This window comes from Arthrobacter sp. BK1 (assembly GCF_056680055.1).
The window spans coordinates 3,282,437-3,308,953 of the sequence record NZ_CM155263.1; the positions used below are offsets into that span (position 1 = coordinate 3,282,437).

Below are 26,517 nucleotides of genomic sequence, written 5' to 3' on the forward strand. Positions count from 1 at the left end.
TCCCGGGGAATGGTCTGCTGAGATGAATGCTCATGCTGCCATTCGGGCTGCACTTCTCAAGAGGATACGCGATTTGTAGTTGTCCGGATTTCGATACCCTCGCGCGGTCCGCTTAATGGGCCCTTCGTGGTTCGTGGGGAATTGATCTCGTGTCGTAGATGACAGAAGGGCCCGTGGCCCTGCTGGGATGAGTGTGTCTAATACGTAAATGTGGTGCGTCAGGCTGGAAGTTGCGTGACGGTTACTTGGTAGCCGAGCTGTTTCAGCTGGTGGAGCGCCCGGTTCTTTGCTCTGTCGGGATCCAGCCGCATGAAGTGGTCCGGACCCGGATCGGTATAGCACTCGCCGTTGGCGAGCATGTTCCAAGCTGCTGTCAGTATGGAGTGCTCAGCGGCGACAAGCGCCTTCATCGGACCTCTCCGGGAAGAGGGCTCTCCGTGGTTCGTGGTGAAACGGATTCCGTGTCTTGAAAGCTGAAGGGCTCGTAGCCCTGCTGTGATGGATGTTCTCTACGCATTCATCAAGAGTCAGGAGCTACGAGCCTTGATTGAGCCTACTTCGCCGCGCCCCGATGCTGCCACCGCGATTTTCAACCTGCCCGACTACCGCGTAGCCGACACTGAGGTCCTCGCTTTCGGGCAGCGGCGGGTCAGAATCGAAGCCACTGCCGAGGCCGGCTGCCCGTCCTGTGGTGTGATCAGCAGCCGGGTGCATTCCCGCCGGCCTCAACGTCTGCGTGACATCCCTGTCGCCGGGCCGATTGAAGTGGTGTGGGCCAAGCGGAGATTCTTCTGCGATGAGTACCTGTGCCCGCGACAGACATTCGCCGAGGAAACAGCCCAGGTCCCGCGCCGGGCACGGTCCACGCGCCGGCTCCGTGAGGCCCTGGTGGCCGCCGTGATTGGATCCGGCAGGGCGGCGGCGGAGGCCGCGTCCTCGTTCGGTGTCTCGTGGTGGCTGGTCCAGCGGGCTCTGGACTCGGCTGCGCTGACGCTGCCTGATGTTGATGCCCTGGCCCCGCGGATGCTCGGGATCGATGAACACCGCTACCGGTCCGTGCGGTTCTTCCGCGACCCGGCCACCAAGGCCTGGAAACGCTACGAACCGTGGATGACCACCATCGTCGATCTGGACACCGGACAAGTGCTCGGGATTGTAGACGGCCGTGACAGCGAAGGCGTCGGGGACTGGCTGTTCTCCCGGCCGCTTCAGTGGCGCCTGGGCGTTCAGGTCGTCGCGATCGATCCGTCAGCTGCATTCCGGAAGGCCTTGCGGATGTGGCTTCCGCGCACCGCGGTCTCGGTCGACGCGTTCCACCTGGTCAAGCTAGGCAATGACATGCTCACCGAAGTCCGGCAGCGGCTCACCCAGCAGGTCCATGGCCGGCGGGGGCGTTCCATTGATCCCGTCTGGGCCAACCGGCGGCTGCTGTTGCGGGCCGGGGACACGCTCTCGGACCGGGCCCGCAACAGGCTAAGCACGGTGTTCACGACCGACGACGCCACCGGGAAACTGCAAGCCGCCTGGTTGGTCAAGGAGCAACTGCGGACGCTATTAGGCACCGGGTCCCTCGCCGACGCGGCCGCCGCGAAAGACCGGCTGCAAGCCTTGGTGGAACGGGCCGCGCAGCCCGAAACGAGCCGGCTCTGGCGGACGGTCTGCCGGTGGTGGAAAGAGATCGAAGTCCTCATTGTCACCGGCGCGACAACCGCGAAGGTGGAGGCCAACAACACAGCGATCAAGCACATAAAGAGGACCGGCCGGGGATTCACCAACGCACGCAACTACAAAACGCGTATCCTGTTGCGCAGTGCCGCCAGAACAGCGGCATGAACATTCATCACGGCAGAACATTCACCACGAACCGCGAAGAGCCGGGAAGAGATGCGGCGGAATCTGGCAGCGAGGTAGGTTCCCTTGGTTCGGGAGGCTGCCAGCGCTGCAATGCCGAGTGCCGCCTTGAGGTATTTGTTGCCAGGGCGGATGTGGGAAGACTTGATGCGTCCGGCGGATTCGTTGGAGCCAGGGCAGACTCCTGCCCACGACGCGAGTTGGCCAGCCGTTGAGAAGACGCTCATGTCCGCGCCGGTTTCGGCGATGATGACGTCGGCAACCAGTTGAGAGACTCCAGGGATGGTGCAGAGGGCCTCGCGCGCCGGGCGGAAAGGTTGCATCAGCAGTTCAATGGTTTCGGTCAGGGTCAGTACCCGACGAGAGTAGGCATCGATCTGCTCCAAATACAGTCTGGCCATCAGCGCATGGTGGTCGCCGAACGTGCCCTTGAGGGCTGCCGTCAGTTCAGGGATCCGCTGCCTTAGTTTGCCCTTTGCATGGGCCGCCAGGATTCGAGGATCGCGTTGGCCGGCAACCAAGTCATCGAGTATTTGTCTGGAGGAAACTCCCGTCAGGCTCGAAACCACAGCAGAAAGCTTTATCCCTGAGCTTTCAAGGAACTTCTCCAGTCGCTGAATCTCCCGGGTGCGGTCACGCACCGTGATGGCGCGGGCCCGGGTCAGATCACGCAGTTCCCGGATTGGTGGCGGGGGTACGAAGGATGGCCGCAGGAGCCCGTGAGCGGCGAGTTGAGCGAGCCATGCCGCGTCAGAGACATCTGTCTTTCGTCCAGGGATGTTGCGGGCGTTCTTAGCGTTAACCAGCAGAACCGGCAGAGTGTCCTCCAACACGTAGTAGAACGGCTTCCAATAGTCGCCCGTCGCTTCCATGGCCACGGTCGTGACGTGCTGCTGTTCCAGAAAACTGCGCAGTTTCAATATCGCCTCCGCAGTTGAAGCCCACGTTGTGACCGTAGAGCTGAACTGGCCTTTGCGGACGGATGGCAGGCGCACGCAAACCTTGGCGTCACGTTTGGATATGTCGATCCCCACCGCGCGGTCGTAAATGATGTCCATGGTGTTGTTCCTCCCGGGTTCTCTCTGTGCTGGTGATAGAGGCGCCCGTTATGGGGAGGACAGGATGATAGATCTGGAATCTAATACTCGTGCTCGTAGCAACAGTCCACGGTTCCCGTGGGGTCCTCCGCGCCACGCTAAGCAGCGGGCCGAAACTCGGCACCATTGACACATCGGCTTCAACCACAACGGACATTCTCATCATGCGCGCGGTTCGATCGGGGAACCAGAAAAGGAATGCAGCAGCCCGGGACATTTTCGGTCCTCACGGAGCGGCGCGGCCGCTGGCTCGCTAAGCATTCAAACCAGGAACAGGACCACGAGCCTTGACTGAGCCTACCGGGGCGGCGCCTGACGCTGCCACCATCCTCTTCAACCTGCCCGACTACCGCGTCACTTCCGCGACCGTCCTCGCTGACGGCACCCGCCGGGTCATAGTGGAGACGGACCAGCCACCCGGCTGCCCTACCTGCGGTGTCGTCGCGACCAGGAGGAAGGAACGCCGCTTTCAGCGGATCCGGGACATCCCCATCGCCGGCGCCATGGAAGTCCTCTGGTCCAAAACCGCTGGCACTGCGAGGAAGCAGCCTGTCCCCGGCTCTCGTTCTTCGAATCAACCACTCAGGTCCCTCGTCGTGCCCGCTCCACACCAGGCTCCGGGACCATGTCGTGGACGCGGTCATCGATTCGGCTCTTCACGGTTCGTGGTGAATGTTCTGCCGTGATGAATATTCATGCCGCTGTTCTGGCGGCACTGCGCAACAGGATACCCGTCTTGTAGTTGCGTGCGTTGGTGAATCCCCGGCCTGTCCTTTTTATGTGCTTGATCGCGGTGTTGGCGGCTTCCACTTTCGCTGTTGTCGCGCCGGTGACAATGAGGACTTCGATCTCTCTCCACCACCGGCAGACCGTGCGCCAGAGCCGGTTGGTTTCCGGCTGCGCGGCCTGTTCTACCAAGGTCTGCATGCGGTCTTTCGCGGCGGCAGCGTCGGCGAGGGACCCTGTGGCGAGCAGCGTCCGAAGCTGCTCTTTGACCAGCCAGGCTGCCCGCAATTTTCCGGTGGCATCATCGGTGGCGAACACGGTGCTGAGTCTGTCCCGGGCCCGGTCTGAGAGTGTGTCGCCGGCCCGCAGGAGCAGGCGCCGATTGGCCCAGACCGGGTCGATGGAGCGTCCCCGCCGGCCATGGACCTGCTGGGTGAGCCGCTGCCGGACTTCGGTGAGCATGTCACCGAGCTTGACCAGGTGGAACGCATCGACCGAGACTGCAGTGCGTGGGAGCCACATCCGCAGGGCTTTGCGGAATGCCGCTGACGGGTCGATCGCGACGACCTGCACGCCCAGGCGCCACTGCAGCGGGCGAGCGAACAGCCATTCTCCGACGCCATCGCTGTCGCGCCCATCCACGATCCCGAGCACTTGTCCGGTGTCCAGATCGACGATGGTGGTCATCCAGGGTTTCGTAGCGTTTCCAGGCCTTGGTGGCCGGGTCGCGGAAGAACCGCACGGACCGGTAGCGGTGTTCATCGATGCCGAGCATCCGCGGGGCCAGCGCATCAACATCAGGTAGCGTCAGCGCAGCCGAGTCCAGAGCTCGCTGGACCAGCCACCAGGAGACACCGAACGAGGAGGCAGCCTCCGCCGCCGCCCTGCCGGATCCGATCACGGCGGCGACGAGGGCATCGCGGAGCCGACGGGTGGACCGAGCCCGGCGCGGGACCTGTGCTGTTTCCTCAGCGAATGTCTGGCGCGGGCACAGGTACTCATCGCAGAAGAATCTCCGCTTGGCCCAAATCACTTCGATCGGCCCGGCGACAGGGACGTCACGCAGGCGTTGTGGGCGGCGGGAATGCACCCGGCTGCTGATCACGCCGCACGATGGGCACCCGGCCTCGGCAGTGGCTTCGACGCTGACCCGCCGCTGCCCGAAGGCGAGGATCTCAGTGTCTGTGACGCGGTAGTCGGGCAGGTTAAAAATGGCGGTGGCAGCATCTGGGCGCGGGGAAGTAGGCTCAATCAAGGCTCGTAGCTCCTGACTCTTGATGAATGCGTAGAGAACATCCATCACAGCAGGGCTACGAGCCCTTCAGCTTTCAAGAAACGGAATCCGTTTCACCACGAACCACGGAGAGCCCCTTTGACCTGCTGGGAGAGGTTCTGCCGACACTCGACTCCGAGAGTCAAAGAAATCCGGGGCAGTCCCATCCAACGGGCCACACAAGAGCGTCCGAGAACCGAAAACAACTGTTGACCACCCCAACCACAAAATCGCGACAGTCACCGAACATCATGAATAATCGAGGTCAGAGATTTAGCAGGGTTAGCTCATGACTAATCCGCTCGCGAAATCTCGTCCACGAGGCGCTTCTGGCCGAACTGAGCGCAGTCACACTCATTTCTTGAACCATCCATGGGTTGTCCAATACCGATTGGACGGCCGAAATCAGGGCACCTGGCGCTGCATTCGGTACAACGATGCCACCACCCTCGCTGACGATGTCGTCAGTGCCTGAGCCGGGGGTGACGATTGCGGGAAGCCCGACACTCAGGCCCTCCAAAACCGATAAGGATCTCCCTTCCACCAGACTGGGGAGGACCAAGAGATCATGTGTGGCCATAAGTCTCAACACTTCAGCCCGAGGTACTGTGCCGAGATAGTTGGCGGTTGATAGGAATCGCTGAAGCTCGTTGTTTTCAACGGAGGGGCGATGGCCGACGACAGTTAGTTCGATCTCATTGCCCAAGTGCCGCTGCAAGGTGGCCACGTCGGCGACGCCTTTCAGGGCCTGGAGTCTGCTCACATAGAGCAGTCTCAAGGGACGCTTCCCGTCCCAGACATGCGGGTGCGTATCATGCACAACTTCGGGGCCACCATAGGGAATCTGGACTACGTTTGCGTCTGGGCGGAAATGCAGGATGCTCTCGGCCACTTGGGTACTCGGTGCAACTACTAGGTCGGCGAGGTCTACTTCATCGTTCTGTCGGGGACCAGAGACTTCAAATTCCCTCGATAGCGGTAACGTCGAAGCCCAAGCTGGATTCCGTTCTCTTTCCGCTTCTACAACTTGCTTCGTGTACAGCCAGTGCGCGTGTTGAGCCTCAAGAATGGTATTAAGGCCCGCTTTCTTGGCCGCTCTAAACGTGTGCACGGAGTGATCGAGATAGCCGTATACGGCCGTAGCGTCGTGATTAATTGAACGAGCGGCCCTTCGATCGAGCCTATCTGACACCCAGCCTATTCCGAGTGGCGCTCCGGTATCTGTAAGTGAGCGAAGCCTTGCCGCAGGCATTTTCTTTACGACCTGACGGAATACTTCGTCAGCTGGCCAAGTGCGAATGTCGTCGGAGGCGACCATCGAAAAGTCCCGCTTGGCGAGGAGCACCGATAGTGGTTTCGGAAGCCGTGGCTGGGCTTGACCTCGTCCACGTGCAACCGTCGTCCAGAAGCAAGCGAGGGAGTCAGACTCAACAAGAGCGGAGAGGACCTCGCGCACGTTTTGATTTCCGGTGGGGTGAACGACCTGAAGTTTATGGCGCGTCATTTGAGCCCCTCACTTATCGATGTGTTCTGCTGTTTGGCGCCATGCATGATTTGCTCCAGGATGATATGAGCCACGCGTGTATGGCCTTCATCGTTGGGATGAAAGCGATCAAGATTGAAGTCGGACCAACGCTTTAACTTGCCGTTCAACGAAACCGACTCTAAACCGATCTTTGTTGCTTCGAGAAAGTATTCCTGTTGGGCAGTGGGGCTTCCGGGGAAAAAAGTTTCGTCGATATCAGGCGGACCCAAGACAATTACACGGGCGCCACTTGCGCTCAATTCGGCGGCAAGCGAGGCGAGGCCGACGGTGTAGTCGGCCGCAGACAGGACTTGATGTGGGCCGCCGACCCTGATCGCCAAGTTCTTTGTTCGCCATCGAATTTCAGATTCCATACGTTCAAGACAGTATCGCACCAAACGGGAGGAATAGTAGGCCCGTGGGTCCATCCATCCTCTTCTCTGCCATCGCGGGGGGAGTAAGCGAAGTACCTCCGGCCGGGGCCTAATAATTGGCTCGGTAACTCCATGCGCTATTAGTGCGATTTCAGATCTACAGGGGTTTTCCCGAAATGTCTGAAGGGATTGCTGAACGGTGCTGCCAGTCACGGAATAGTCGTGAAGGGTCAGGCCCAAACTGTCAGCCACTAGATGACCATATGACCGTCCGCGCGCGCCCAGCCCGCTCGCGATCGAATCGCCAAAGAGAGTCAAATTCCCCTTACTCAAAGCCCTCGCCCTTCACATTGCAGAATATTGTCAAACCCGGCATCCGAGGTCTGCGTCCGGTGGCAGTAGAGTCTGACGTTTGAAGTCGTATGCCCTTGCATGCCATGACCTTATCAGCCAGACCCCGGCTCTATATTTATCCCGGGAAAGGAACGGACACCGCGCGCCGATGCTTGCACATTCCTCGACAGACTAAATATCAAGTCGTAAATCGCCATCAGGTTAGTGCCTCCAAGTAAACGGGATGCCCTTGATGGCGGCCTCATGCATTTCAGTCTGTTCAAGACTGAAGTCATCATTGTCAGAGCCGATACAGCGGGGCGTCACACTGCAGCTTTCGCTCTCGCAACAAGACATTCGCCTATCGGAGCTAGCGACATGTCGTCCGGACAGGGGACCTCCCCGCAACGTCGAGTGCTAACGACGCGGAAATGACTTCGGAGGCCGCATGCCCGCGTCCGTTAGTCCATTATCATATTCCGTCTGGGGCAGCGCCTCCGGTTCGCCGACCGCTGTATCGTAATTTGCACCCCGACGATTTCGATTCCCTGAGGAATCCTCCCTGTTGTAGTAAGTGTAGGCATATGCATCCGAACCTTTAGTGGGAAGCTGGTTCAGTACGACTCCCAACAAGTTCGCCTCCACCATCTCAAGAGCTTTGAATGATTTTGCCAAATCCTGAGTCTTGAGTTTTTGTGCACCCACGACCAAAACGACACCCCCTACATGCTGCGAAAGTACAGCAGCATCCGTGACCGGCAGCAGCGGCGGCGTATCAATTATGATGGTGTCAAACGAGGGCTCAAGCCTGGATAGCAGATGCCGCATCTCCTCAGAGCCTAACAACTCGCTCGGGTTGGGCGGCACATTACCCGATGTAAGGACATAAAGGTTGTCATCCCCCCACGGCTGCAATATGTCATGAACGTCGGCATCACCGACCAAGGAAGTTGTTAGTCCGACTGTCCTATCGAGTCCAAGGTATTCACTGACCATAGGCCTCCGCAGGTCGGCGTCAATCAAACAAACAGTCTGACCAGCCTGTGCTAATGCGATGGCCAAGTTCGTAGCAGTGGTCGTCTTACCCTCCCCAGGCAGAGACGATGTCACCAGAAGCGTTTTTGCTTTACCTGAAAGGTTCGTGAAGCCTAAATTTGTTCTCAGCTGGCGGTACGACTCAGCTCTCGGCCCCTGCGTGGGGGCCTGCGTTAGAAGCGGTTTCTTGGTTGCATCTGCGTCAAATGCGATGCCTCCCAAAACCGGCGCTTCGGACATCCCCCGGAAGTCTGCCTCGCTCCGAACTCGGCTATCGAGGGACGTCTTCAGAATTGCCGCCGAGACGCCCAGAGCCAGACCGAGCAGTAATCCGAGGATAAGGTTTAAGCGCGTGTTGGGTGCAGAAGGAGCAGTAGGCGCCTGCGCAGGTGTAATTACCGACAGGGTGACCGCCGAAGCACCACCCGATTTTGGCTTTTCTAGGTAATCCACAACGTCAATGAGGCTTACAGCGACTGCTTGGGCAATAGCCGCTGCTTGAACTGGGGAAGTATCCGACACGGAAATATAAATGAGAACGGTATTAGTGTCGGCACTAACTTTTATCCGTGATGCTAGATCCTCGGGCGAAACGCTGAGTCCAAGGCTATCAATAGCCGGTTGCAGCACAATCGGGGTTGTCACCGTTCTCACATACGACTGCACCCTAGCCTGGCTGAACGTGTTTCCCTGTTGGAGTTCAGCTAGGGTGCCGCTCGTTTGAGCCGCGACAAACAATTGAGTTTCCGACGTGTATGTTGGCTTGATGAGCACAGAGGCTAACCCCGCAGCCAGTAAACCTCCGAGGGTGAACATAACAACCAATATCCAGCTGCGGCGCAAAATCTGAAAGTAGTCCCGTAAGTCCATGGCTTGTCCCCCATCTGTCGTTTTCCGGGGGCAGCCGGGCTGGCGTGCCGCCAGAACGACTATGTCTGCTTGCTTACAGCCATTGTAGCGTTTGAAGGTGTTCCCGCCGACCAGCATGAGGGACACCGTCACACTTCCGACCCGCGCCCTAGACCATCTATCGGCAGACTTTGACGCAGAATTCTTTCGCCCCGATAAGGCCAATGACACCTTCGCCCTAGGCGTGGTTGTCATGTCTGATTTGATAAGGGCGGTGGCCAGCTCGGTGCGTGTTCTTTCACGGAACTGCAGCAGAACGTTGTGTCTCAGGGACTCACCGGATCCGGGAAGTCCTACCTGGGGTAGGCTCTGGACAAGCGCTCCTGACCGCACCGGATCCTGGTTCGCTACACCCGTATGCTCCCCTTTGAGGAAGCCCGGGCGCTGGCCAAGGCTAAGCAACAAATACAAGCCCGGATTGGGGTATTTGATGAACACCGTTCCCGGTCCGTGCGGTTCTTCCAGGACACCGCCACGGGGGTGTGGACCCGGTTCGAACCGTGGATGACTACCATCGTGGATCTGGATACCGGACAGGTCCTTGGCGTGGTCGACGGCCGTGACCACAAGGGCGTCGGGGACTGGCTGTTCGCCCGGCCACTGGCCTGGCGCCTCGGGGTGCAGGTTTGGCGATCGACCCCTCCGCGGCGTTCCGTAAGGCATTGCGGATGTGGCTGCCGCGCACCGCTGTCGCGGTGGACCACTTCCACCTGATCTCGCTGGCCAACTAGGCCATGACCGAGACCCGGCAGAACCTCTCCCAGCAGGTCAAGGCCCGCCGAGGCCGGGCCGTTGGTAAAGTCTGGGCCCACCGGATGCTCCTGTTGCGCGGCGACGACACCCTCAGCTGCAGGGCCGCCCTCCGGCTCGAGGAAGTGTTCAACGCGGACGACCCTACCGGCACCCTCCAGGCCGTCTGGAACGTCAAGGAACAGCTGCGGGTTCTCCTGCGCACCGGCTCCCTGGAAGACGCCGCGGCGGCGAAGAACGAACTCGAGGAATCGGTGAAGAAGGCAGCCCGGCCGGAGACGAACAGGCTCTACGCACCGTTTGCCGGTAATGGGAAGAGATCGAGGTGCTGATCATCACCGGCGCTACGACCGGCAAGGTCGAGGCCAGCGACACAGCGGTCAAGAACATCAAGCGCACGGCCCGTGGCTATCGCAACGCCGCCAACTAAAAATCGGATATTCTCTTGAGAAGTGCCGTCCGGACGGAGGCATGGCGCTCATTGCAGGGATTCATTTCCCCACGAACCGTGAAGAGATTCCCTAAAGCTTGTCAATGCATTTTAGCTCTGCACGGCAGGCAGGGTGAGTGCACCGTCACCTGTGTTCCGCGGTGACGGGAAGTGCGTCCATCGGGACGGGACCGGGTCGTTGGGTCGCTGGTTTGCACCCCGGGCTGGTGGGGCGGGGAGATCGCCAGCGGCCTCAGAAACGGGTGGCGGTGATCGGTGTTTACCCTGTCAGGCGGGCCCGGTTCGCTTCGATCGTGTGGGACCGCGACTGGCTGCGTTGCTTGGGTGTGACGGTGTAGTTGGAGGCCATGAGTTCTTTCGCGGCCCGTTTGGTGACGGGCTGTCCTTAGGGGTCCCGCCGCTCATACATTTGCCCGGTGGTGAGGGTTTTCCAGGTTCTTTCGGCCAGTTTCCTGGCGACAGCGATCGTGGCCTGTGTGTGGCAGTGGCCGTGTTCGGTCATGAGCCGGTGATATAACGCGGCCAGCTGGGGATCCATGGTCCGGGCGACGCTGCCGGCCTGGTAGAAAGTCAGACGCAGGGGTGCCGGTCCTTCCTTGCTGATGGCCCGGCGCGACTGGTTCATCGTCCCGGAGGACCAGTTGGACGGGGTAATGCCAGCGTAATTGGCTTCTTTTTGGCACTGTCGAAACCCGGATCCGTCGCCGAAGTAGGCGCGGATGCAGGGACCGGTTGCCGGGCCAACACCTGGCAGGAACAGGATCAGCGGGTCATCGCCGTAGAGATGCTCCCACCACGGACGTGCGTGGGAAGTGAAGTGATCCACCCTGGCCCGGGATTCCTGCAGGTCGGTGAGGTGTTCGGTGACGTCGATGGCCAGCGCGTCCAGGTCCAGGTGACCGTCCCAGAAGTCGGCCCATCCTAGGGCTGCGGTCTTGATCGCCGTGGCGCGGGCGGGTGTGTCGGCGACATCGCGGGTGTGCTCGGCGACCACAGCCGTCAGAGGGCTGTCGATTCGGATCCGGCGAACGCGGTCCACACCCTCGGGAAAGGCCCAGCTCGCGCCAGCGACAGCAGCGGGTCGCACCGCGCGCCGATGCCAGGGAACGGAGGCCAGCGGCCCAGCACGGCGCCCGCCGCCAGTACCGGTTCCCGTCAACCACGGTGCCGGCCCGGCGGACCACGGCCCGCCGCAGCGCCAGCTGTCCCGAGGATGCAAGGATCAGGGGTGGCGGGTCGAAGATCTCTTCGGCGTGGGTGAGGACTTCGGAGTCTATGACGTCGGATTTGTTCTTGCCCATGATGGCTCCGCGCAGCCGTGCAGAGTGCCGGGCACCGATCATTTCCATATTGCTGCCGGCCCGTTCGACCGCGAGGGCCAGCGCCAGAACTGCGCTAGCCGCGACGAGAGTCTCTCCAACCCGGCCAGTGTCGGGTCGACCGTGAAACGGCTTAGGTGTTCTGTTCCGTCGTCGAAGAACTCCCGCACCGCAATGTGGTGGCGTGCCGTGACGGCCGCGTCGATGCCCGCCACTGCGCGCACGACTCCGGCGGGTTTATCCTGATTTTGCATGATGGTTCTCCTCCCCGCATCGAATACGGGCGATGGGGACAAGCCGTCTTTGCCGGTCCCACCAGCCGAGTCACCAGGCCGGGCTTCCCCATCCTTGGGGAGAACCGTCATGCACTATTCTGAGCGCCGGCGGCGACCTCCCTCACACGCCCACGACTGCTGAGGAAGCGTCGGATACAGTTCCCGCGCTTGTCAGTGATCCGGTGCCCGCCCGGACGAAACCCGGTGCTGCGCGCCGTTCTCTTCCGGCCACCAATTCCCTCAATCGGGTCTGCTTGGAAGACAGACCGGGGGCGACGATCTCTTTCAGGGGCCATGACGCTCATCCGAAAAACCGGAACCACCCCGGCCCCTCCCAAGGCCACCGCAAACGACGACCACCCCTCCTCAACAGGGGTACTACAAAGATACAAGCCGCTCAAAGCGGGCCTCAGTACTCACCCAATTTCGTACGCACGGGGAGTTGAGCTGAGACATGAGCAGATTCTTGTCCGTTGGCGTGTGCCGAGTGGGTGGGCCAGCTCAGCACCAAGATTGACACGGCAATCGACACGAACGCCTGATTGGAGGGAAATTGAGTTATCTGCCCGTACAACAGCGTTGGAATTACCGCCGCGAAGGACATGACCGCGAGTAACGGCAGCCGGTGTAGGGCGATCATGACTCGCCCGATCAGGACTGTCGAAAGCGCCAAGCGAAGAACGGCGAGAAACCACCCAATTATCCCAAGTTCTGCCACCCATTTTTCCGTGTCCCATTCAACCCACGCGCGGCCTGAGCCGAGGCTGATGCCGGCTTGGCTATGGACTCCTATGCCGTGCCCGAAGAACGACATCGGATAAGTGAGGAAGCCGAACGTCTGCTCGACTAATCGCGCCGAGGAGTCTTCCGACTGAGACGCGTTCTCGAAGCGCTGTGAAAAGGCATTCAGGACGGAGGGGAACGCAGCAACTGCGACTACAGCAACTAATGTGATGATAAGTAGAAACCCAGCAAGACGGCGAGTCTCCCGAGAACTTCCGAAACTAAGTTGGCGAAGACAATAGATCGCCGCAACGATGAGGGCACCAAGAACTGCGAGACGATTACCGCCCAAAGCCACGATGCCAAGGCTGGAAAGCAACCCGACTACGCCAATTTTGAAGTCCTTGCTTCTAGCAGGTTGGCTCATCAAAGCGAGCGAAAGGGCTAGGCAGAGCGGCGCGAACGTTGAGAGACCAGCAGGGGCGCTGAATGTGCCGCTCGCTCGCACTACGCCAAAGTTGATGAAGTATGCCTCGTCCGATCCCACCTGCCGATTAATGACGCTCGTCGGGGGGCTCAATACTTGGACGATCGCTAGGAGCGCAAGCACTGGTCCGTACGCCACGATGATGCGTGCGAGCCTCGTGGATAACTCCGGAAAGCCATACCGCAATGCACCGTAAAGGAGAAAAAGCGGAGCCAGATAGCTCCGGAGGCCAACAATCGCAACCCGCACATCAATTGGTATGGCGATCACTTGAACCACCGACAGCAGCGTAAGTGCGGCAAGAATTAGCCAAAATGCAATGAACGGCTTGCGTTTTTCACCCTTTGCGAAAAACAGACCGAGCAAGATAAGCACGAGAATGATCACAATGTCGCGTGCGAAGTACATCAGGCTCTCTGTCCCCGGTACCCACTTCCGTAGTGCACCTTCCAAAATCCAAAGGTGCACGAAGACGGCTGCCGCAATTGCGAACATTCGCCGAGCAGGCGTTGCTTGCTCACCTTTGGGCGTAGACCTCCAAGAGCCCCGGAGGCTGGGTCCTCCTAGCTTGCTCACGCTGGTTTTCCCTGGGGAATTGATCGCAGGCCAGTTCCGAATCTGACGACTTGAGTGATCAGCATCGGCAGTGGCATTGCGGCGAATAGTAGAGCCGCGTTCTCAACCTTGAGGAGATCAAGTCCAGACAGGCCAAAGATGACCCACAACCCGAGAAGCGGTATGTAGACCCACGAGTGTGATAGCCAGCCTCGTGCTTGGTTCATGGTGTCAAATGCATATCCCACATACGAAAGTGCGTACCCAGCAGAAAAGACCACTAAGGGAAGTTCCAGTCCTTTGTAATCAGGCCCAAGAATAGCAAGTAACTGGCTGGATACAAGCGCCACCGCAACGACGACAAGGGCGCCCGCCGCAAAATACGCTCCAATCACTAGCGTCATCCTCTTTGCCAAGAGAAAGCGCAAAGGTGCGGTTCTCGACAAGAGAGGAGCCGCTATATCGCTCACAATGGCATTAATAACCACGAAGGCAACAGCGAACTTAGACAGTGCAGCCGCTTCCGCGAGGATTTCTGTAGTACTTCGTATCGACAGGATAGCTAGGTATATCTGCTCACCAGACACCACTAGAAGGACCATAGGAAATGTTCTCTTCACGTTGGCAAGGAAGGCGGAAGTATTGTCTCCGCGACCGGAGCGCAGATCGACGCTTCGGCGACCCGATCTGAATAGGATAAATGCCGTTAGGCACGAACACGCGATATTTGCCAGGAGCAGGCTTACGACTGACAGGTGACCTGATAACACGAAGCCGAGCACCAGAACAAGTCTCAGGATTGCGACCACGATGGTTGTCCGTTGAAGCAAAACGAAGTCCAGCGACAGGCGGTGATAGGCCTGCAGTATGCCGATAGTTAGTATTGGCACAAAGTTCAACACTACCAAGGCGCAATAGATTGCGGTTTCAGCCGGAGAGGTTTCGTTGAGAGTCAGCAGCCATGCGAGAGCAAGCATTCCAAATGCGACTACGATCCACCCAAACTTACGACGGAAGGTGAGCCCGTCAGAAAATAGCCCGCCAAGCTCCTTCCGATTGTCAAGTAGCGCGCCACCCCGAGACATGAGGACTGCGTTGATGCCCGAATCCGCTAAGAACGTCACTGCCGCGATCATCGATATCGACAACGAGTAGTGCGCGTATTCGACTTTGGCAAATGAACGTACGACCAATACCCCGGTTGCGAACGCAATCACTTGACTTAGCCCCTGAACTGATGCGTAGCGCAGGAGTTGGGTTAACCACTTCATTTGCTTTGGGCTCCACAACTTACTCATGAAATCTCACGGCCGCGGTCGGGTAGAGCCCTGAGAGTTGGCGCATCGAGCGTTCGGTCGCCGCGTGTCAGCGCAGGTCGCATCCCTAGAAACTGAAGCGCACCTTGGACAACAGTGAATGCTGTCGATGCACGCCAAGAAAGGACGAGTTCGCCGATCATCGACCAATTCCCGCTGCAGTAGCAATCGGCCGCATACTGTGCTCTCGTGATGGCGCGACGGGAGACATACACTTCGCGTCCGGCACGTCTCGACGTGCGCTTGGCCGCCACGGCGGCCGATACCCATTGCTGACTCATTTTCCCCCCAGAGCAAGTCTGGCTGGGCCAGCCTGCTCCCTTATCGTGTGATCGTTAGACAACCTGGTCAGCCCAGAGCCACACGGTGCCGGCGGTCTCAGAGGCGGCTACATTGCCCGTCAGGATCACCCCGGCGTTCGTGCCGGGCGAGAGCCAGTCGGTGTGACCTTGTGGAATTTGGCCGACAGGGCGATCAGTTCACTCCCGAACAGTTTTGGAGACCGACCGCTGTATAAATGTACCCTGCTTGCGTTAGGGTGGCGTTCACCGCGCCGGTTGCAGCGACGGCCTTAGACCAGGTTTCAGAGGGCATCCGTGGTGATGATGGTCTCTCTGCAACATAGCAGGGCGGCGGTATCCTCTTCGAGGGGAGCGCGCTGATACTTGCACGAAGGCGATTACGTCGCTAGGTGGACTGTGCAACGCGGCGCGGTCGGTTGGGCTCGCGTATCAAGACGTGGCGTTGCTTCGGGGTAGGCCTGGAGGCAATCGACGAACAATGGAAGAGTGGCGGGCGCATAGTGTCTTTACGCCTTGAGAAACGCAGCCGTCTTGGCTCAGCTCGGTGGTCGAGGCGAGGCGAGGCGAGGCGAAGCGGGGCCGCTAGTCTCGATGCGCTGCAGCTCTATCTGTATTGATGTCTTATTCTGTCGAGCGGCCGTTCGGGCGTCCACGTGGCTTGGTTGGATGGCGCTCAGAAGGCGTAAGATCTCGGCACGACAACTGCCGGCAGACGGCCGGGGCCCGGGATTCGCCCGGCTGCCACCGCCGGCGTCATATCCTCTACCGCGTATCGACATCCTCAAACACGAGAAACGTCTGCGTATCCAGCACCCCCGGCATTGACTGCAGTTGGTCGAAGATCACCCGGCGCAGGTCGGTGTTGTCGATGGCGCGGACTAGCAGGATTACATCGAAGTCTCCTCCCACGAGGGCTATGTGGTGCACCTCCGGGATCGATTTCAGCTCTTCGCGCAGTTCGCGCCATGAATGCTGGCTCACCTTAAGCGTCACGTAGGCGGAGGACTTCAGGCCGGCCTTAATGGGGTCTACTAGGGCCGTGAACTTGGTCAGCACACCTTCGCCGGTCAGCCTGGCGATGCGTGTGTAGGCGTGCGCCCGTGAAATATGGACGTTCTCGGCCACCTGTGTGACGGACATTCTGCCGTCCCGAGTGAGTTCAGCAATGATCCTGCGGTCGACTTCGTCCAGCGGCACCTCGGTGCTGTCTCCTTCACGTCCTGCCAATTCGTCCACTGCTCCCACTCGTTGTCCAGATCGCACTTACGATTTGTCTTCCAGACTAGGCCGATTTAGCGGTAGCTTCCACGATTCGACGAAGTAGTGGATACGAAACGTGCTGCGGGACGATACTGGGAATGACTAATGGCTACAGAAGGACGGACCAATGACGATCTCCGCGGACCACTCTGCGCCGGACCAAGCCCAACGGCTGCCAGCTGAAAACGCAGTATCGGAAGCGGTGCGGAAATTCGGCATCACTGCCGAGGACTACATGCTTCCCGCCCACCACCAGATTGAGATGGTGGGCCCGGACGGACAGCTCAAAGCAGAAAGTGAGCAGGGCACCGAACCCGGCCACGAATACCCGTTGCCTGCCGACGAAGAACTGCTGGCCGCCTACGAGCAGCTCGTCGTGGGGCGCCGGGTCAACGACCAGAATTCGGCCCTCGTCCGCCAGGGGCGAATGGCTGTCTACCCGTCCAGCCACGGCCAGGAAGCATGCCAGGTGGCAGCAGCGCTCTGCCTTTCCGAGGGCGACTGGATCTTTCCCACCTACCGGGACGCAGTGGCAGTCATGGCACGGGGAGTCGATCCCGTGGAGGCCATGACAATCTTCCGTGGCGACTGGCACAGCGGCTACGATCCTGCCAAGCACAAGGTGGGAATCCAATGCACCCCGCTCACCACCCAGCTCCTTCACGCCGTGGGCGTGGCACATGCGGCCAAGCTCCGCGGCGAGGACACCGTGGTGCTGGCGATGTGCGGCGACGGCGCCACCAGTGAAGGCGACTTCCACGAAGCCCTGAACTTCGCCGCAGTCTTCCACCTGCCCGTGATCTTCTTCGTCCAGAACAATAAGTACGCCATCTCGGTACCGCTGTCGCAGCAGTCCGTGGCGCCGTCGCTCGCCCACAAGGCTGTGGGCTACGGCATGGCAGGCGAGCGCGTGGACGGCAACGATGTGGTGGCTCTTCTTGCCGTCCTGGACCGGGCAGTCAAGCTTGCCAGGGACGGCTCGGGGCCGCTCCTGGTGGAAGCAAACACCTACCGGATGCAGGCCCACACCAACGCCGATGACGCCACGCGCTACCGGCCGGACAGTGAAGTGGCCGAGTGGCTGGCCAAGGACCCGATCAGCCGAATGAAGACCTACCTGACGGACCGCGGCATTCTGGACAATGATGGCAGCGACCGGATCGCCGCGAAGGCGGAAGCCGTTGCCACCCAGCTCCGTGAGGGCCTGAGCGAGGATGTCCCCGTGGACCCGTTGGTACTGTTCCGGCACGTCTTCTCCGTACCCACACCCCAGCTGAAGGAACAGTCCGCCATGCTGGCGGATGAACTGGCCCGCGAAGCGTCATCTGAGGAGTCCACCAAATGAGTCCCACCGTGACCACGTCCTCAGAGGCGAACGGCAACGTCAGCGCCGCAACCGCACGGGCCGCTGCATCCGCCGCTGCCGCCGAAGAAGCAACCGGACCACAGGCCATCACCATGGCCAAAGCCCTCAACACTGCCCTGGCCGATGCCATGCAGGCAGACCCATCCGTTCTGGTCTTCGGCGAGGACGTGGGCCTCCTGGGCGGAGTCTTCCGCATCACCGACGGCCTGACCAAAACCTTCGGCCAGCAACGCTGCTTTGACACCCCGCTGGCCGAGTCGGGCATTGTGGGCATGGCCGTGGGCATGGCCATGAACGGGATGCGTCCCGTGGTGGAGATGCAGTTCGATGCGTTTGCCTATCCGGCGTTCCAGCAGATCGTCAGCCACGTGGCCAAGATGCATAACCGCACCAAGGGCGCCCTGAAGTTGCCCATGGTCATCCGGGTCCCGTACGCCGGCGGGATCGGGGGAGTGGAGCACCACTGCGACTCCTCCGAGTCCTACTACGCGCACACCGCCGGCCTAAAGGTGTTCACTCCGGCCACCGTCGCCGATGCCTACCGCATGCTGCGGGAAGCCATCGATTCGGATGACCCGGTTATGTTCATGGAACCCAAGAAGCTCTACTGGTCCAAGGACGTGGTGGACCTGGCGGACCTCCGGGCACAGCACGCAGCCAATACGGAAGCCGGCACTTCCTCCGAAGGCCGGGCCGCCGTCGCCCGTCCCGGGACCGACGCGACGCTGATTGCCTACGGACCGTCGGTTCCCACGGCACTGGCTGCTGCAGCGGCGGCAGCGGAAGAAGGCCGCTCGCTGGAAGTCATCGACGTGCGCTCGATTGTCCCCTTCGACGACGAGACCGTCTGCGCGTCCGTCCGCAAGACCGGCCGGGCCGTGGTGATCGCCGAAGCGCACGGCTTCGCCTCCGTTTCGTCCGAAATTGTGGCCCGGGTCCAGGAGCGCTGCTTCCACTACCTCGCGGCGCCGATCCGCCGTGTAACTGGATTCGATACCCCTTATCCGGCACCGAAGCTCGAGCATTACTACCTGCCCGGCGTGGACCGCATCCTCGACGCCGTTGACGACCTCCAGTGGGAGAACTGACCATGACCTCAGCACTGCAAGTATTTATGCTTCCCGACCTGGGCGAAGGCCTCACCGAGGCCGAACTGCTCAACTGGCTGGTGGCGGTGGGCGATGAGATCCGGGTGGACCAGCCCATCGCCGAAGTGGAAACGGCCAAGTCCGTGGTGGAAGTGCCGTCGCCGTACGCAGGCACTGTCACCGTGCTCCATGGCGAACCCGGGCAGACGCTCGAGGTGGGCAAGCCGTTTATCTCGGTGGCACCTTTGGGGGCGCCGGCTCCTGCGGCTGAAGCCGCCGCCGATACGTACCGCGAAGAGGAGAAAGCCGGTTCAGGGAATGTGCTGATCGGTTACGGGACGCTGGGCGGCAGTGGCAGTACCGGCCGGACACGAGCCCCACGGCGGGCGGCCTCTTTGAGCTCTGGCAACGACAGCGCATCTCCGGTGGGTGACGCAGAGAAAGCTGCCGACGACCTGCTGCTGCTCCGCACCAGGGTCCCGGGAAAACTGGGCGCCGTCATTTCCCCGCTGGTCCGGCGGATGGCCCGGGAACACGGCGTTGACCTCGGCGCGGTGCACGGCTCCGGCGACAGCGGGCTGATCATGCGAAAGGACGTGGAGGCTGCCATCAGCAGCCCGGCGCCGGTTACGGCAGGCTCAACCGACGTCGAAACGCCAGCAACCGTTCAGGCTCAGGCACCCAAGCTGACGCAGGGCGCCGAAGGAACTGACTCCCGCACCGGCCTAAGCATTTCGGCCCGGACGCCGGTGAAGGGTGTCCGTAAAGCTGTCGCCGCCAACATGGCCAGGAGCCGTTCGGAGATCCCCGAAGCTACCGTCTGGGTGGACGTCGATGCTACCGCACTGGTTGAGCTCCGGGCCGGGCTCAAGAAGTCCGATCCGCACAAGACCCCCGGACTGCTGGCGTTCATCGCCCGTTTTGTCACGGCCGGGTTAAAACGCTTCCCGGAGCTGAACACCCGTATCGAAACAACATCGGACGGATCTCAGGAGATCGTCGCCTTCGCGGGGATCAACCTTGGCTTCGCGGCCCAGACCGACCGCGGGCTGATGGTTCCCTCCATCCGGAACGCGGACAGACTCAGCGCCCGCGAGCTGGACGGGGAGATCCGCCGGCTCACCGCCGGCGTACGCGACGGCAAAGCGACGCCCGAGGAACTGGGCAGCGGCACATTCACGCTGAACAACTACGGCGTCTTCGGGGTGGACGGCTCCGCAGCCATCATCAACCACCCAGAGGTGGCGATCCTCGGGGTGGGGCGGATCATGGACAAGCCGTGGGTGGTGGACGGCGAACTGGCTGTCCGCAAAGTCACCGAACTCACTCTAACCTTCGACCACCGCGTGTGCGATGGCGGCACAGCTGCCGGGTTCCTGCGGTTCGTTGCTGATGCGATCGAGAACCCCAGCTCGCTGTTCGTGGACATCTAAGGGCCCGAGTTCCCGCTGGTTTTCACGCCCTTTCTGTGGATTTAGGAGGCGATAGACCAAGCGTTTTCCCAGCCTGCGCCCAGCGGGGTTATAGAAACGTTATGTAAGCTGGGTGGGTGAATTCTTGGTCAAGTAGCGGAACCTTAACGAAATCGGACCGCCCTGCTGCGCCCCGAAACGGGCTCATGTCAGGGCGGAAGCACGCCCTCGACGGACTGCGGACTGTCGCGGTGGCGTTCGTCTTCCTCTTCCATACCGTGACGGAGCTGGTCCCCGGCGGGTCCATCGGCGTGGACGTGTTCTTCACCCTCAGCGGGTTCGTGATCACCCTGCTGATCATGAAGGAATACCAAGCAACGGGCCAGCTGCGCCTGGGCGTGTTCTACGCCAAGCGGCTCGCCCGTCTCTGGCCGGCGCTGCTGGCTGTCTGCGCCGTGGTGGTGACTGTGGGCTTTGTCTTCCCGCGGTCGGGGTGGGGAGGCCAGGAAGCCAACGCCATCCCTGCCGCGTCCTACGTGATGAACCTGGCCAACTTCGGCGTCTTCGGTTCCTCCACCGGCGGCAACGCGCTGAGCCCCACCTGGACCCTGGCCGTTGAAGAACAGTTCTACCTGGTGTGGCCGGTGCTGCTGCTGGGCATGCTGCGGTTCTGGAAGGTCCGCACAGTGGCATGGCTGACCGCCGCCCTGGCGGCAGGGTTCCTGGTGTCACGGTTCGTCCTGGTATCAACGGGTGCGCCCCTGTCCCGGCTGTACAACGGGCCGGACACCAGGGCAGACCAGCTGCTGCTGGGGTGCACCCTGGCCCTCGTGTTCGCCTCGGTCACTCCCGGTTCCCGGGCCCATGCTTCCCTGCAATCCGCCGCGCGCTGGGCCGGTCCGGTCGCCGGGCTGGCATTGGCGGCCGCAGTGTTCGCCCTCCACGAGCCGGGTACGCCCGGGACGTGGTTCAGCGTCTTCTGGACCTTTGGCCCCACCGTTTTGGCACTGCTGGCAGGGGTGGTCATCGGATCGCTTGTCCTTCGGCCGGCCGGTCCCGCCTCTAGAATCCTGAGCCACCCCTGGCTGGCCAACCCCGGCCGCGACCTCTCCTACGCCGCCTACCTATGGCACCTGCCCGTCTACCTCCTGCTGAAGCCGCTTGTCCCGTCGCTCTGGGTCCGCGTGCCGCTGGCGGCAGACCTGACGGTGCTGATGGCCTACCTGTCCTTCCGGTTCGTGGAACGGCCCCTCCGCCGCTGGGCCTCCGAAAGGCTTGAGCCCGCCGTCGGCCGTTCCGTCCCCGAACGGGAGCAGGAGGCGGAGATAGCTGGACGGCTTGAGCACTCCCGCTGACGCGAGATGCAAGGCAGCGCCGAGACGACGTCAGCCCTGACACCCCACAAGGCCATGTAGGTTGGAGCCATGGGACTGCGGGGGTTGCTCGAATCAGGAAGAATGCCGTCAGCGGGGACGCGGATTTTCACCAATCGAGTGGCCCAGGCGGAGGCATTGGCGGCCAGCCGGCGGGTTGTGGGCGAGCTTGCGAAGGATCCGAACCTGGTCACTGATTTCCTGCGTCCCCGGAACAATGTTCTGTCATTTTACGGGCGGAGCGGGATAGGCTAGAGCGCGCTCTCGCGTCATTTGGGTGAGCTCGTCAGCTCCGGTGAGAAGACAGATCCCACCGCCCCCATCACGTACCGGCACGACTTCGCAAAATCCGGTGACCGTGACTTCGAAACACTTCTGATCGCCATCCGTGCCCGTCTGGCTGCCAAAAGGATTCCTGCGCCCGCCTTCGACCTTGCGTTCGCGATGTACTGGAGCATGGCTCATCCGGACCATGCGCGGCCTGCCGCCCGTGGAGCAAAACCTCCTCCAGGCCGCGGCACTCATTCCCGCATTCAGCATCCCGCTGCTGGAGAACCTGGTTCCGCAGGCCCTGCCCACGGAGCTCAAGACGTTCGCTGGGCGCCACTTCGTCGAAGAAAACGACTCACCATGGCTGGACCTGAGGAATACTGAGGGCGTGCGGCTCCTGGTGGCGTCAAGCCTCGAGGATGGCCGGCAGTGGACGGCCGGTCAGAAGCAGGCGCTGTTGACCAAGGCAGCCCACTGGGTGAGCTCGAATGCCGGGGCACAGCAGGCGGATGTCCTGGGCCGGGCGCGCGTCTTCCAGGCCGTGCGTTTCCTTGAGACAGTCTCGGCGCTCGGCGCAGCCGTGCCACCGACTGCGGTTCCGCTGATCTTTGCCGCGAACAGCGGTGGATACCGCCGTCAGCTTGCCTTGGAGGGCCAGGGCGCCGGCCGGCCGGGCTTCGCAGGTCTGGTGCACGCGATCTGCACACTTGAGGGGATGCCCTGTCCAACAACCCTGCCAGGAGTACTACACGCCTCCCGCGGCGCCGGTTCAGGCCATATCGCAGTGCAACTCTGGCCAGGAGAGTCTGTTGGGGGAGAGCGTCACGCCGGGGTGGCATCCCAGGCAGCCGCGACTTGCCGGCGCCTCCTGACCATGAATGGGACAGCCGCCCCGCCCATCAAGGACAGAACCGCTCCTATTGCGATGGCCCAGGCAGGGTTGTTCACTCCAGCGCTGGCGTGACCCTCTGAAGCCTCTTCGAATGTACCGCCCACAGGAATGATAGTGGCGGCAGAAGTCGAGCTCACTGGCGGTGCCAAAATCACTGGTGACGATGGCATTCCTGAAGCTGCCGTTTCAGCTTCTTCAGTGACGTCATTCGCCGCAGCCCCAGGGGAAATCACTTCGGGTTTGGCCGCCGTTACTACCTGCGCCTCACTGCCGGCAGCAGGGATAAGTTTGGCGTTGGGCTCTGAAATCTGCGGAGAGGAAACATCGCTCCGCGCAGGAGACTGCTGTGCAGGCGCAGCTGCGGGAACCATGGGAGCCTCAGCAGAAGCTGGTGCTGACACGGGGGCGTCTTCAGTAAAAGAAGGTGCGGAGTCAGGAGCAGCAGGAGCGGACTCAGAAGGAGCAGCAGTTTCATTGAGGGTGGGCGCGGGGGCAGCCTCAATGTTGGAGAGAGTGGAAGCTGCTGATCCTTGCAACCCACAGTGTGTGCCGACCCCGGCCCAGGCATCCCCGAGCTTGAGATTCGAGCAGGACGGTGGAACCGGTGGGGTACCCATGACAAAGAGCAGACGGTTAGGGGTCGCTCCCTTGTTGGCTCCGACGGCACCCGTTGTGGCGTTGGCGATCATCGCCTGGTGAACCTGCGCAGGAGACAGTGTGCGGTCACGGGAGAGCATGACCGCAGCCGTACCGGAAACGTGAGGAGTGGCCATCGAGGTGCCGCTCCTGGTGTTGGAGCCGGTGGGTGAGTCGTTCCAGGCCGATCTGATGGACACTCCCGGTGCTTGAATGTCCACGCATGAACCGTAGCTGGACCAGGATGCCTGAGCGTCGTTGATGTCCGTCGCTGCAACGGTAATGGCGGACGCGATTCGGGCGGGGGAGTAAGTGCAGGCGTCCACCCCTTCATTGCCTGCTGCCGCCACTACCGTGATGCCATCATTTACCGCACTTTGAACGGCCTGGTCAAAGGAATCGCTGGTGAACCCGCCGATGCTGAGGTTCATGACTGCTGGCTGGCCGGCAACGTGATGCGCGACCGCCCAGTCGATGCCGGCTATGGCGGTGGAGTTCCAGCCGCTTCCATCGCATTCGACCACCCGGACGGGGATGATGGCCGCCTTTTTGGCAACACCGTAGGTTGTTCCGGCGGCCGTTCCGGCGACGTGCGTCCCATGCCCGTTGCAGTCATTGACCCCGTTACCGTCACCGATTCCGGTCCAGCTGGCAAGAACCCTGCCCGTGAATTCCGAGTGCGACATATAGAGGCCGGTGTCCACGACGTAGACGTTCACTCCGGCGCCTTCATCACCAATGGCGAATTGGCCGTCCCGTCCTGTTCGCTGATCCATCCGATCAAGGCCCCAGATGGATGTTGCGCCAGAAATTGAGAAAGGGGCGTCCAGTTCAACTGATGCTACGTCTTCTGATTTTTTCAGTGTCTCTATCTCATGGGGGGTGGCCACAACTACTGAAGCTTTCATCGCATGAGAAAGGGTTTCTTTGACTTCGATCCCTTTTTGTTGGAGGGAAGCGGATTCCGCTTCTGCATTCACATCGTTGCCATATCTCACGATGTATCGCTCTTCCCCCTCAGGCAGAGCAGAGGAAGACGAAGGAGAAGGAAATGTCTGTGAAGGCGCGCGGTCAGTAACAGCATCAGCATGGGCAACAGTCGGGGTCAAAACCAGAGCTAGTGATGCAAGGAAAACGCAGGTAAAGGTGCTCCTGCGGCGAATGTGTCCGGCGGGCCGGAATTTGCTGGAGGGAGCGCCTGAAAGTGGGTTGCCCTCGGAATGCAGTAACGGTGTGCCGGCGACGTGGGTTCCGCCGAGCGCTAGGAGGACGCCGGCATCTACGAAACTCGCGCTCTGGGAGACCATGGGCTCAACCGTACAGGCCGGGAGTGATCATTCGATGGCGTGTCCGCGGGACGAAAACTTACTTCTTCCCGGGATGATTCAGCCCACGAAGCAGTTTTCCGCTCACTGGTCCGGCCGGTCCGCCGGGTTGACTCAAGACCCGTGGGTAGAATCAAAGGCCAAGAAGAACGCAAGTGCTTTCCGGAGGTACGGAGTAACAATGTCAGAATGGCTCGACGTCGGCGCGGACAACTACGTGCTGGTCACCGAAGGTTCACTGTTGAATACCGGCCTGATTGTGGGCTCGGAGCGGGCCATGGTGATCGATACCGGCTGCGGGCCCCGGCAGGGGCAGGAGATCCTGGCCGCGGTGCGGGAGAAGACTGACCTGCCGCTCGTCGTTGTCAACACCCACGCCCACTACGACCACTTCTTCGGGAACGCAGTGTTTGCCACCGACGGCGTCACGGAGTTCTGGGCGCATGAGAACTGTGCGCGGGAGATCGAGGCGCACGGGGACCTGCAACGCCGGTTTGTGGGAACGCTGGAGCCGGAGATGTCCACCGGTGAGGGCGAGAACGTGGAACTGGTGGTGCCCAACGCCATCGTCCGGGACCAGCCCGTGCTGGTGGACCTGGGCGGCGTGACCGCCACGCTCTTCTACCTCGGCCGCGGACACACCGACGGCGACCTCCTGGTGGGCAGCCCCACCACCCTCTACGTGGGGGACCTCGTGGAGCAGGGCGCACACCCGTCCTTCGAGGATTCCTTCCCGGAGGACTGGGCCGATTCGCTCCGGCACATTTCCGCGCTGCGCCACCGCTACGAGTTCCTGGTGCCCGGCCACGGCGAGCTCTGCAGCGACCAGTTCGTCCGGACCATGGCCAACACCATGACCACCGCCGTCCGCCAGGCGACGCAGTCCATCCGCGAAACCCCCACCGACGCCACCAAGGCCATCCCGGTGCTGCCCTACGGCCCCGAGCAGTCCCGCTGGTTCATCAAGCGCCTGCAGGAGACCCGGCCGCTGCACTAGGACGCTGCACAAAGCGGGGGTGTTGTTCGCAGTGTTGACTGCGAACAACACCCCTGTCTCTTTCAGCAGATGTGACCGTCAGAGCGCTCGAAGGCTGCTGTCGGCAGCCTTCAAGTCAGCAGCGATCTGGGCCATCTTTTCTGAGCTTTTCCCCAGTGAGATCGTGTTGCGCAGCCCGTTGAAGGCTCGGCTGAACCCCGAGTCACCGATCGCAACGAGTTCCACGAGCCGGTGCGGACCGGCGTCGTTCACGTAGGCGTGGACACCCCAAGCCCCGCCGACAATTCCCCGTGCTGTTCCGACTACTGCGATATCCGGAGATCCGCCCATGGTGTCGAGCGGGTTGGAACTCGCCAACACAGGTTCTACTGTCGCTCTGAGTCGCGCATATGAGCTGTTAAGGGTGTGACCCAGTTGCTGAACGGACAGGCTTGATTCGAACTCAAGGTTGTTGCTTTTCATTTGTCCCCATGTCTCACGTGTTGTTCAGTGAATTCCTGCAGTCAATTCTGACTTTTACTTCCAGCCTGCCCCGTGCTCGGAACATTGAAGGCCGGAACTATTGCACTTCGAGCAAGTCAGGGCCGTGCCAAAAAG

17 protein-coding genes and 4 pseudogenes are annotated in these 26,517 nt (G+C 61.1%); 8 read left to right on the forward strand and 13 right to left on the reverse strand.

Features of this window, described 5'->3' with window-relative positions; translation table 11 throughout:
- Positions 1-218: 218 nt before the first annotated feature.
- Positions 219-428, reverse strand: a pseudogene (locus AC1MCA_RS14990) (IS110 family transposase); the annotation flags it as partial.
- Positions 429-543: 115 nt separating this feature from the next.
- On the opposite strand from AC1MCA_RS14990, the gene AC1MCA_RS14995 reads away from it, so the two are divergent.
- Complete coding sequence (locus tag AC1MCA_RS14995) at positions 544-1,833, forward strand: ISL3 family transposase (protein ID WP_479798740.1); 1,290 nt, start codon at positions 544-546, stop codon at positions 1,831-1,833.
- On the opposite strand, the pseudogene AC1MCA_RS15000 reads toward AC1MCA_RS14995, so the two are convergent.
- The 5 genes and pseudogenes from AC1MCA_RS15000 to AC1MCA_RS15020 form a co-directional block, all read right to left on the reverse strand.
- Positions 1,812-2,909: pseudogene (locus tag AC1MCA_RS15000) on the reverse strand (IS110 family RNA-guided transposase); the annotation flags it as partial. The gene AC1MCA_RS14995 and the pseudogene AC1MCA_RS15000 overlap by 22 nt on opposite strands.
- Before the next feature lie 732 nt (positions 2,910-3,641).
- Positions 3,642-4,929, reverse strand: a pseudogene (locus AC1MCA_RS15005) (ISL3 family transposase).
- A 283-nt stretch (positions 4,930-5,212) separates the two neighbouring features.
- The gene (locus AC1MCA_RS15010) at positions 5,213-6,451 is read right to left on the reverse strand and encodes a glycosyltransferase family 4 protein (protein WP_479798744.1); all 1,239 of its coding nucleotides are present in this window, start codon (positions 6,449-6,451) and stop codon (positions 5,213-5,215) included.
- Entirely contained in the window at positions 6,448-6,846 is a 399-nt protein-coding gene (locus AC1MCA_RS15015) for a hypothetical protein (RefSeq protein ID WP_479798746.1), read from the reverse strand. The genes AC1MCA_RS15010 and AC1MCA_RS15015 overlap by 4 nt, the downstream gene beginning before the upstream one ends.
- 750 nt (positions 6,847-7,596) lie before the next feature.
- Complete coding sequence (locus AC1MCA_RS15020; RefSeq protein ID WP_479803414.1) at positions 7,597-9,201, reverse strand: tyrosine-protein kinase domain-containing protein; 1,605 nt, start codon at positions 9,199-9,201, stop codon at positions 7,597-7,599.
- Positions 9,202-9,791: 590 nt separating this feature from the next.
- On the opposite strand from AC1MCA_RS15020, the pseudogene AC1MCA_RS15025 reads away from it, so the two are divergent.
- Together AC1MCA_RS15025 and AC1MCA_RS15030 are read left to right on the forward strand one after the other, a co-directional pair.
- Positions 9,792-10,205 (forward strand): annotated as a pseudogene (locus tag AC1MCA_RS15025) (transposase).
- Complete coding sequence (locus AC1MCA_RS15030; protein ID WP_479798750.1) at positions 10,199-10,303, forward strand: transposase; 105 nt, start codon at positions 10,199-10,201, stop codon at positions 10,301-10,303. Before AC1MCA_RS15025 ends, AC1MCA_RS15030 begins: the two are co-directional and overlap by 7 nt.
- Before the next feature lie 406 nt (positions 10,304-10,709).
- Here AC1MCA_RS15030 and AC1MCA_RS15035 read toward each other — a convergent pair whose 3' ends face one another.
- The 5 genes from AC1MCA_RS15035 to AC1MCA_RS15055 form a co-directional block, all read right to left on the reverse strand.
- Positions 10,710-11,411, reverse strand: a complete 702-nt coding sequence (locus AC1MCA_RS15035; protein WP_479798753.1) for a transposase — start codon at positions 11,409-11,411, stop codon at positions 10,710-10,712.
- Positions 11,412-11,663: 252 nt separating this feature from the next.
- Positions 11,664-11,897: a hypothetical protein gene (locus AC1MCA_RS15040; RefSeq protein WP_479798756.1), complete on the reverse strand. Its 234-nt coding sequence runs from the start codon at positions 11,895-11,897 to the stop codon at positions 11,664-11,666.
- Positions 11,898-12,327: 430 nt separating this feature from the next.
- Positions 12,328-13,536, reverse strand: a complete 1,209-nt coding sequence (locus AC1MCA_RS15045; protein ID WP_479798760.1) for a hypothetical protein — start codon at positions 13,534-13,536, stop codon at positions 12,328-12,330.
- 164 nt (positions 13,537-13,700) lie between these two features.
- Complete coding sequence (locus tag AC1MCA_RS15050) at positions 13,701-14,954, reverse strand: polysaccharide biosynthesis protein (RefSeq protein WP_479798766.1); 1,254 nt, start codon at positions 14,952-14,954, stop codon at positions 13,701-13,703.
- Between the two features lie 1,109 nt (positions 14,955-16,063).
- Positions 16,064-16,528, reverse strand: coding sequence for an Lrp/AsnC family transcriptional regulator (locus tag AC1MCA_RS15055; RefSeq protein ID WP_479803416.1), 465 nt, complete (start codon positions 16,526-16,528; stop codon positions 16,064-16,066).
- A 160-nt stretch (positions 16,529-16,688) separates the two neighbouring features.
- On the opposite strand from AC1MCA_RS15055, the gene AC1MCA_RS15060 reads away from it, so the two are divergent.
- The 4 genes from AC1MCA_RS15060 to AC1MCA_RS15075 all read left to right on the forward strand — a co-directional run bounded on the left by AC1MCA_RS15060 (position 16,689) and on the right by AC1MCA_RS15075 (position 21,782).
- On the forward strand, positions 16,689-17,906 hold the full coding sequence (locus tag AC1MCA_RS15060) for a thiamine pyrophosphate-dependent dehydrogenase E1 component subunit alpha (RefSeq protein ID WP_479798769.1): 1,218 nt from the start codon (positions 16,689-16,691) through the stop codon (positions 17,904-17,906).
- On the forward strand, positions 17,903-19,015 hold the full coding sequence (locus AC1MCA_RS15065) for an alpha-ketoacid dehydrogenase subunit beta (protein WP_479798773.1): 1,113 nt from the start codon (positions 17,903-17,905) through the stop codon (positions 19,013-19,015). The genes AC1MCA_RS15060 and AC1MCA_RS15065 overlap by 4 nt, the downstream gene beginning before the upstream one ends.
- A 2-nt stretch (positions 19,016-19,017) precedes the next feature.
- Positions 19,018-20,448: a dihydrolipoamide acetyltransferase family protein gene (locus AC1MCA_RS15070; RefSeq protein WP_479798778.1), complete on the forward strand. Its 1,431-nt coding sequence runs from the start codon at positions 19,018-19,020 to the stop codon at positions 20,446-20,448.
- Between the two features lie 185 nt (positions 20,449-20,633).
- Positions 20,634-21,782 carry an acyltransferase family protein gene (locus AC1MCA_RS15075; protein ID WP_479798780.1) on the forward strand — a complete coding sequence of 383 codons (1,149 nt, stop codon included), beginning with the start codon at positions 20,634-20,636 and terminating at the stop codon, positions 21,780-21,782.
- Between the two features lie 1,110 nt (positions 21,783-22,892).
- Here AC1MCA_RS15075 and AC1MCA_RS15080 read toward each other — a convergent pair.
- The gene (locus AC1MCA_RS15080; protein WP_479798783.1) at positions 22,893-24,905 is read right to left on the reverse strand and encodes a S8 family peptidase; all 2,013 of its coding nucleotides are present in this window, start codon (positions 24,903-24,905) and stop codon (positions 22,893-22,895) included.
- Between the two features lie 199 nt (positions 24,906-25,104).
- Between AC1MCA_RS15080 and AC1MCA_RS15085 the strand changes: the two genes are divergently transcribed.
- Positions 25,105-25,920 carry an MBL fold metallo-hydrolase gene (locus AC1MCA_RS15085; protein WP_479798785.1) on the forward strand — a complete coding sequence of 272 codons (816 nt, stop codon included), beginning with the start codon at positions 25,105-25,107 and terminating at the stop codon, positions 25,918-25,920.
- A gap of 78 nt (positions 25,921-25,998) precedes the next feature.
- Here the strand turns inward: AC1MCA_RS15085 and AC1MCA_RS15090 are convergent, their stop codons facing one another.
- Positions 25,999-26,280 carry a hypothetical protein gene (locus AC1MCA_RS15090; RefSeq protein WP_479798786.1) on the reverse strand — a complete coding sequence of 94 codons (282 nt, stop codon included), beginning with the start codon at positions 26,278-26,280 and terminating at the stop codon, positions 25,999-26,001.
- Between the last annotated feature and the right edge of the window lie 237 nt (positions 26,281-26,517).

What these genes read in the sequence shown, in the direction of transcription:
- AC1MCA_RS15060 (WP_479798769.1), top strand. Translation starts at nt 16,689, where the DNA reads ATGACGATCTCCGCGGACCACTCTGCGCCGGACCAAGCCCAACGGCTG.
- AC1MCA_RS15020 (WP_479803414.1), bottom strand. Translation starts at nt 9,201, where the DNA reads ATGCTGGTCGGCGGGAACACCTTCAAACGCTACAATGGCTGTAAGCAA.
- AC1MCA_RS15075 (WP_479798780.1), top strand. Translation starts at nt 20,634, where the DNA reads ATGTCAGGGCGGAAGCACGCCCTCGACGGACTGCGGACTGTCGCGGTG.
- AC1MCA_RS15080 (WP_479798783.1), bottom strand. Translation starts at nt 24,905, where the DNA reads ATGGTCTCCCAGAGCGCGAGTTTCGTAGATGCCGGCGTCCTCCTAGCG.
- AC1MCA_RS15065 (WP_479798773.1), top strand. Translation starts at nt 17,903, where the DNA reads ATGAGTCCCACCGTGACCACGTCCTCAGAGGCGAACGGCAACGTCAGC.
- AC1MCA_RS15010 (WP_479798744.1), bottom strand. Translation starts at nt 6,451, where the DNA reads ATGACGCGCCATAAACTTCAGGTCGTTCACCCCACCGGAAATCAAAAC.
- AC1MCA_RS15015 (WP_479798746.1), bottom strand. Translation starts at nt 6,846, where the DNA reads ATGGAATCTGAAATTCGATGGCGAACAAAGAACTTGGCGATCAGGGTC.
- AC1MCA_RS15085 (WP_479798785.1), top strand. Translation starts at nt 25,105, where the DNA reads ATGTCAGAATGGCTCGACGTCGGCGCGGACAACTACGTGCTGGTCACC.
- AC1MCA_RS15045 (WP_479798760.1), bottom strand. Translation starts at nt 13,536, where the DNA reads ATGTACTTCGCACGCGACATTGTGATCATTCTCGTGCTTATCTTGCTC.
- AC1MCA_RS15040 (WP_479798756.1), bottom strand. Translation starts at nt 11,897, where the DNA reads ATGCAAAATCAGGATAAACCCGCCGGAGTCGTGCGCGCAGTGGCGGGC.
- AC1MCA_RS15070 (WP_479798778.1), top strand. Translation starts at nt 19,018, where the DNA reads ATGACCTCAGCACTGCAAGTATTTATGCTTCCCGACCTGGGCGAAGGC.
- AC1MCA_RS15050 (WP_479798766.1), bottom strand. Translation starts at nt 14,954, where the DNA reads ATGAAGTGGTTAACCCAACTCCTGCGCTACGCATCAGTTCAGGGGCTA.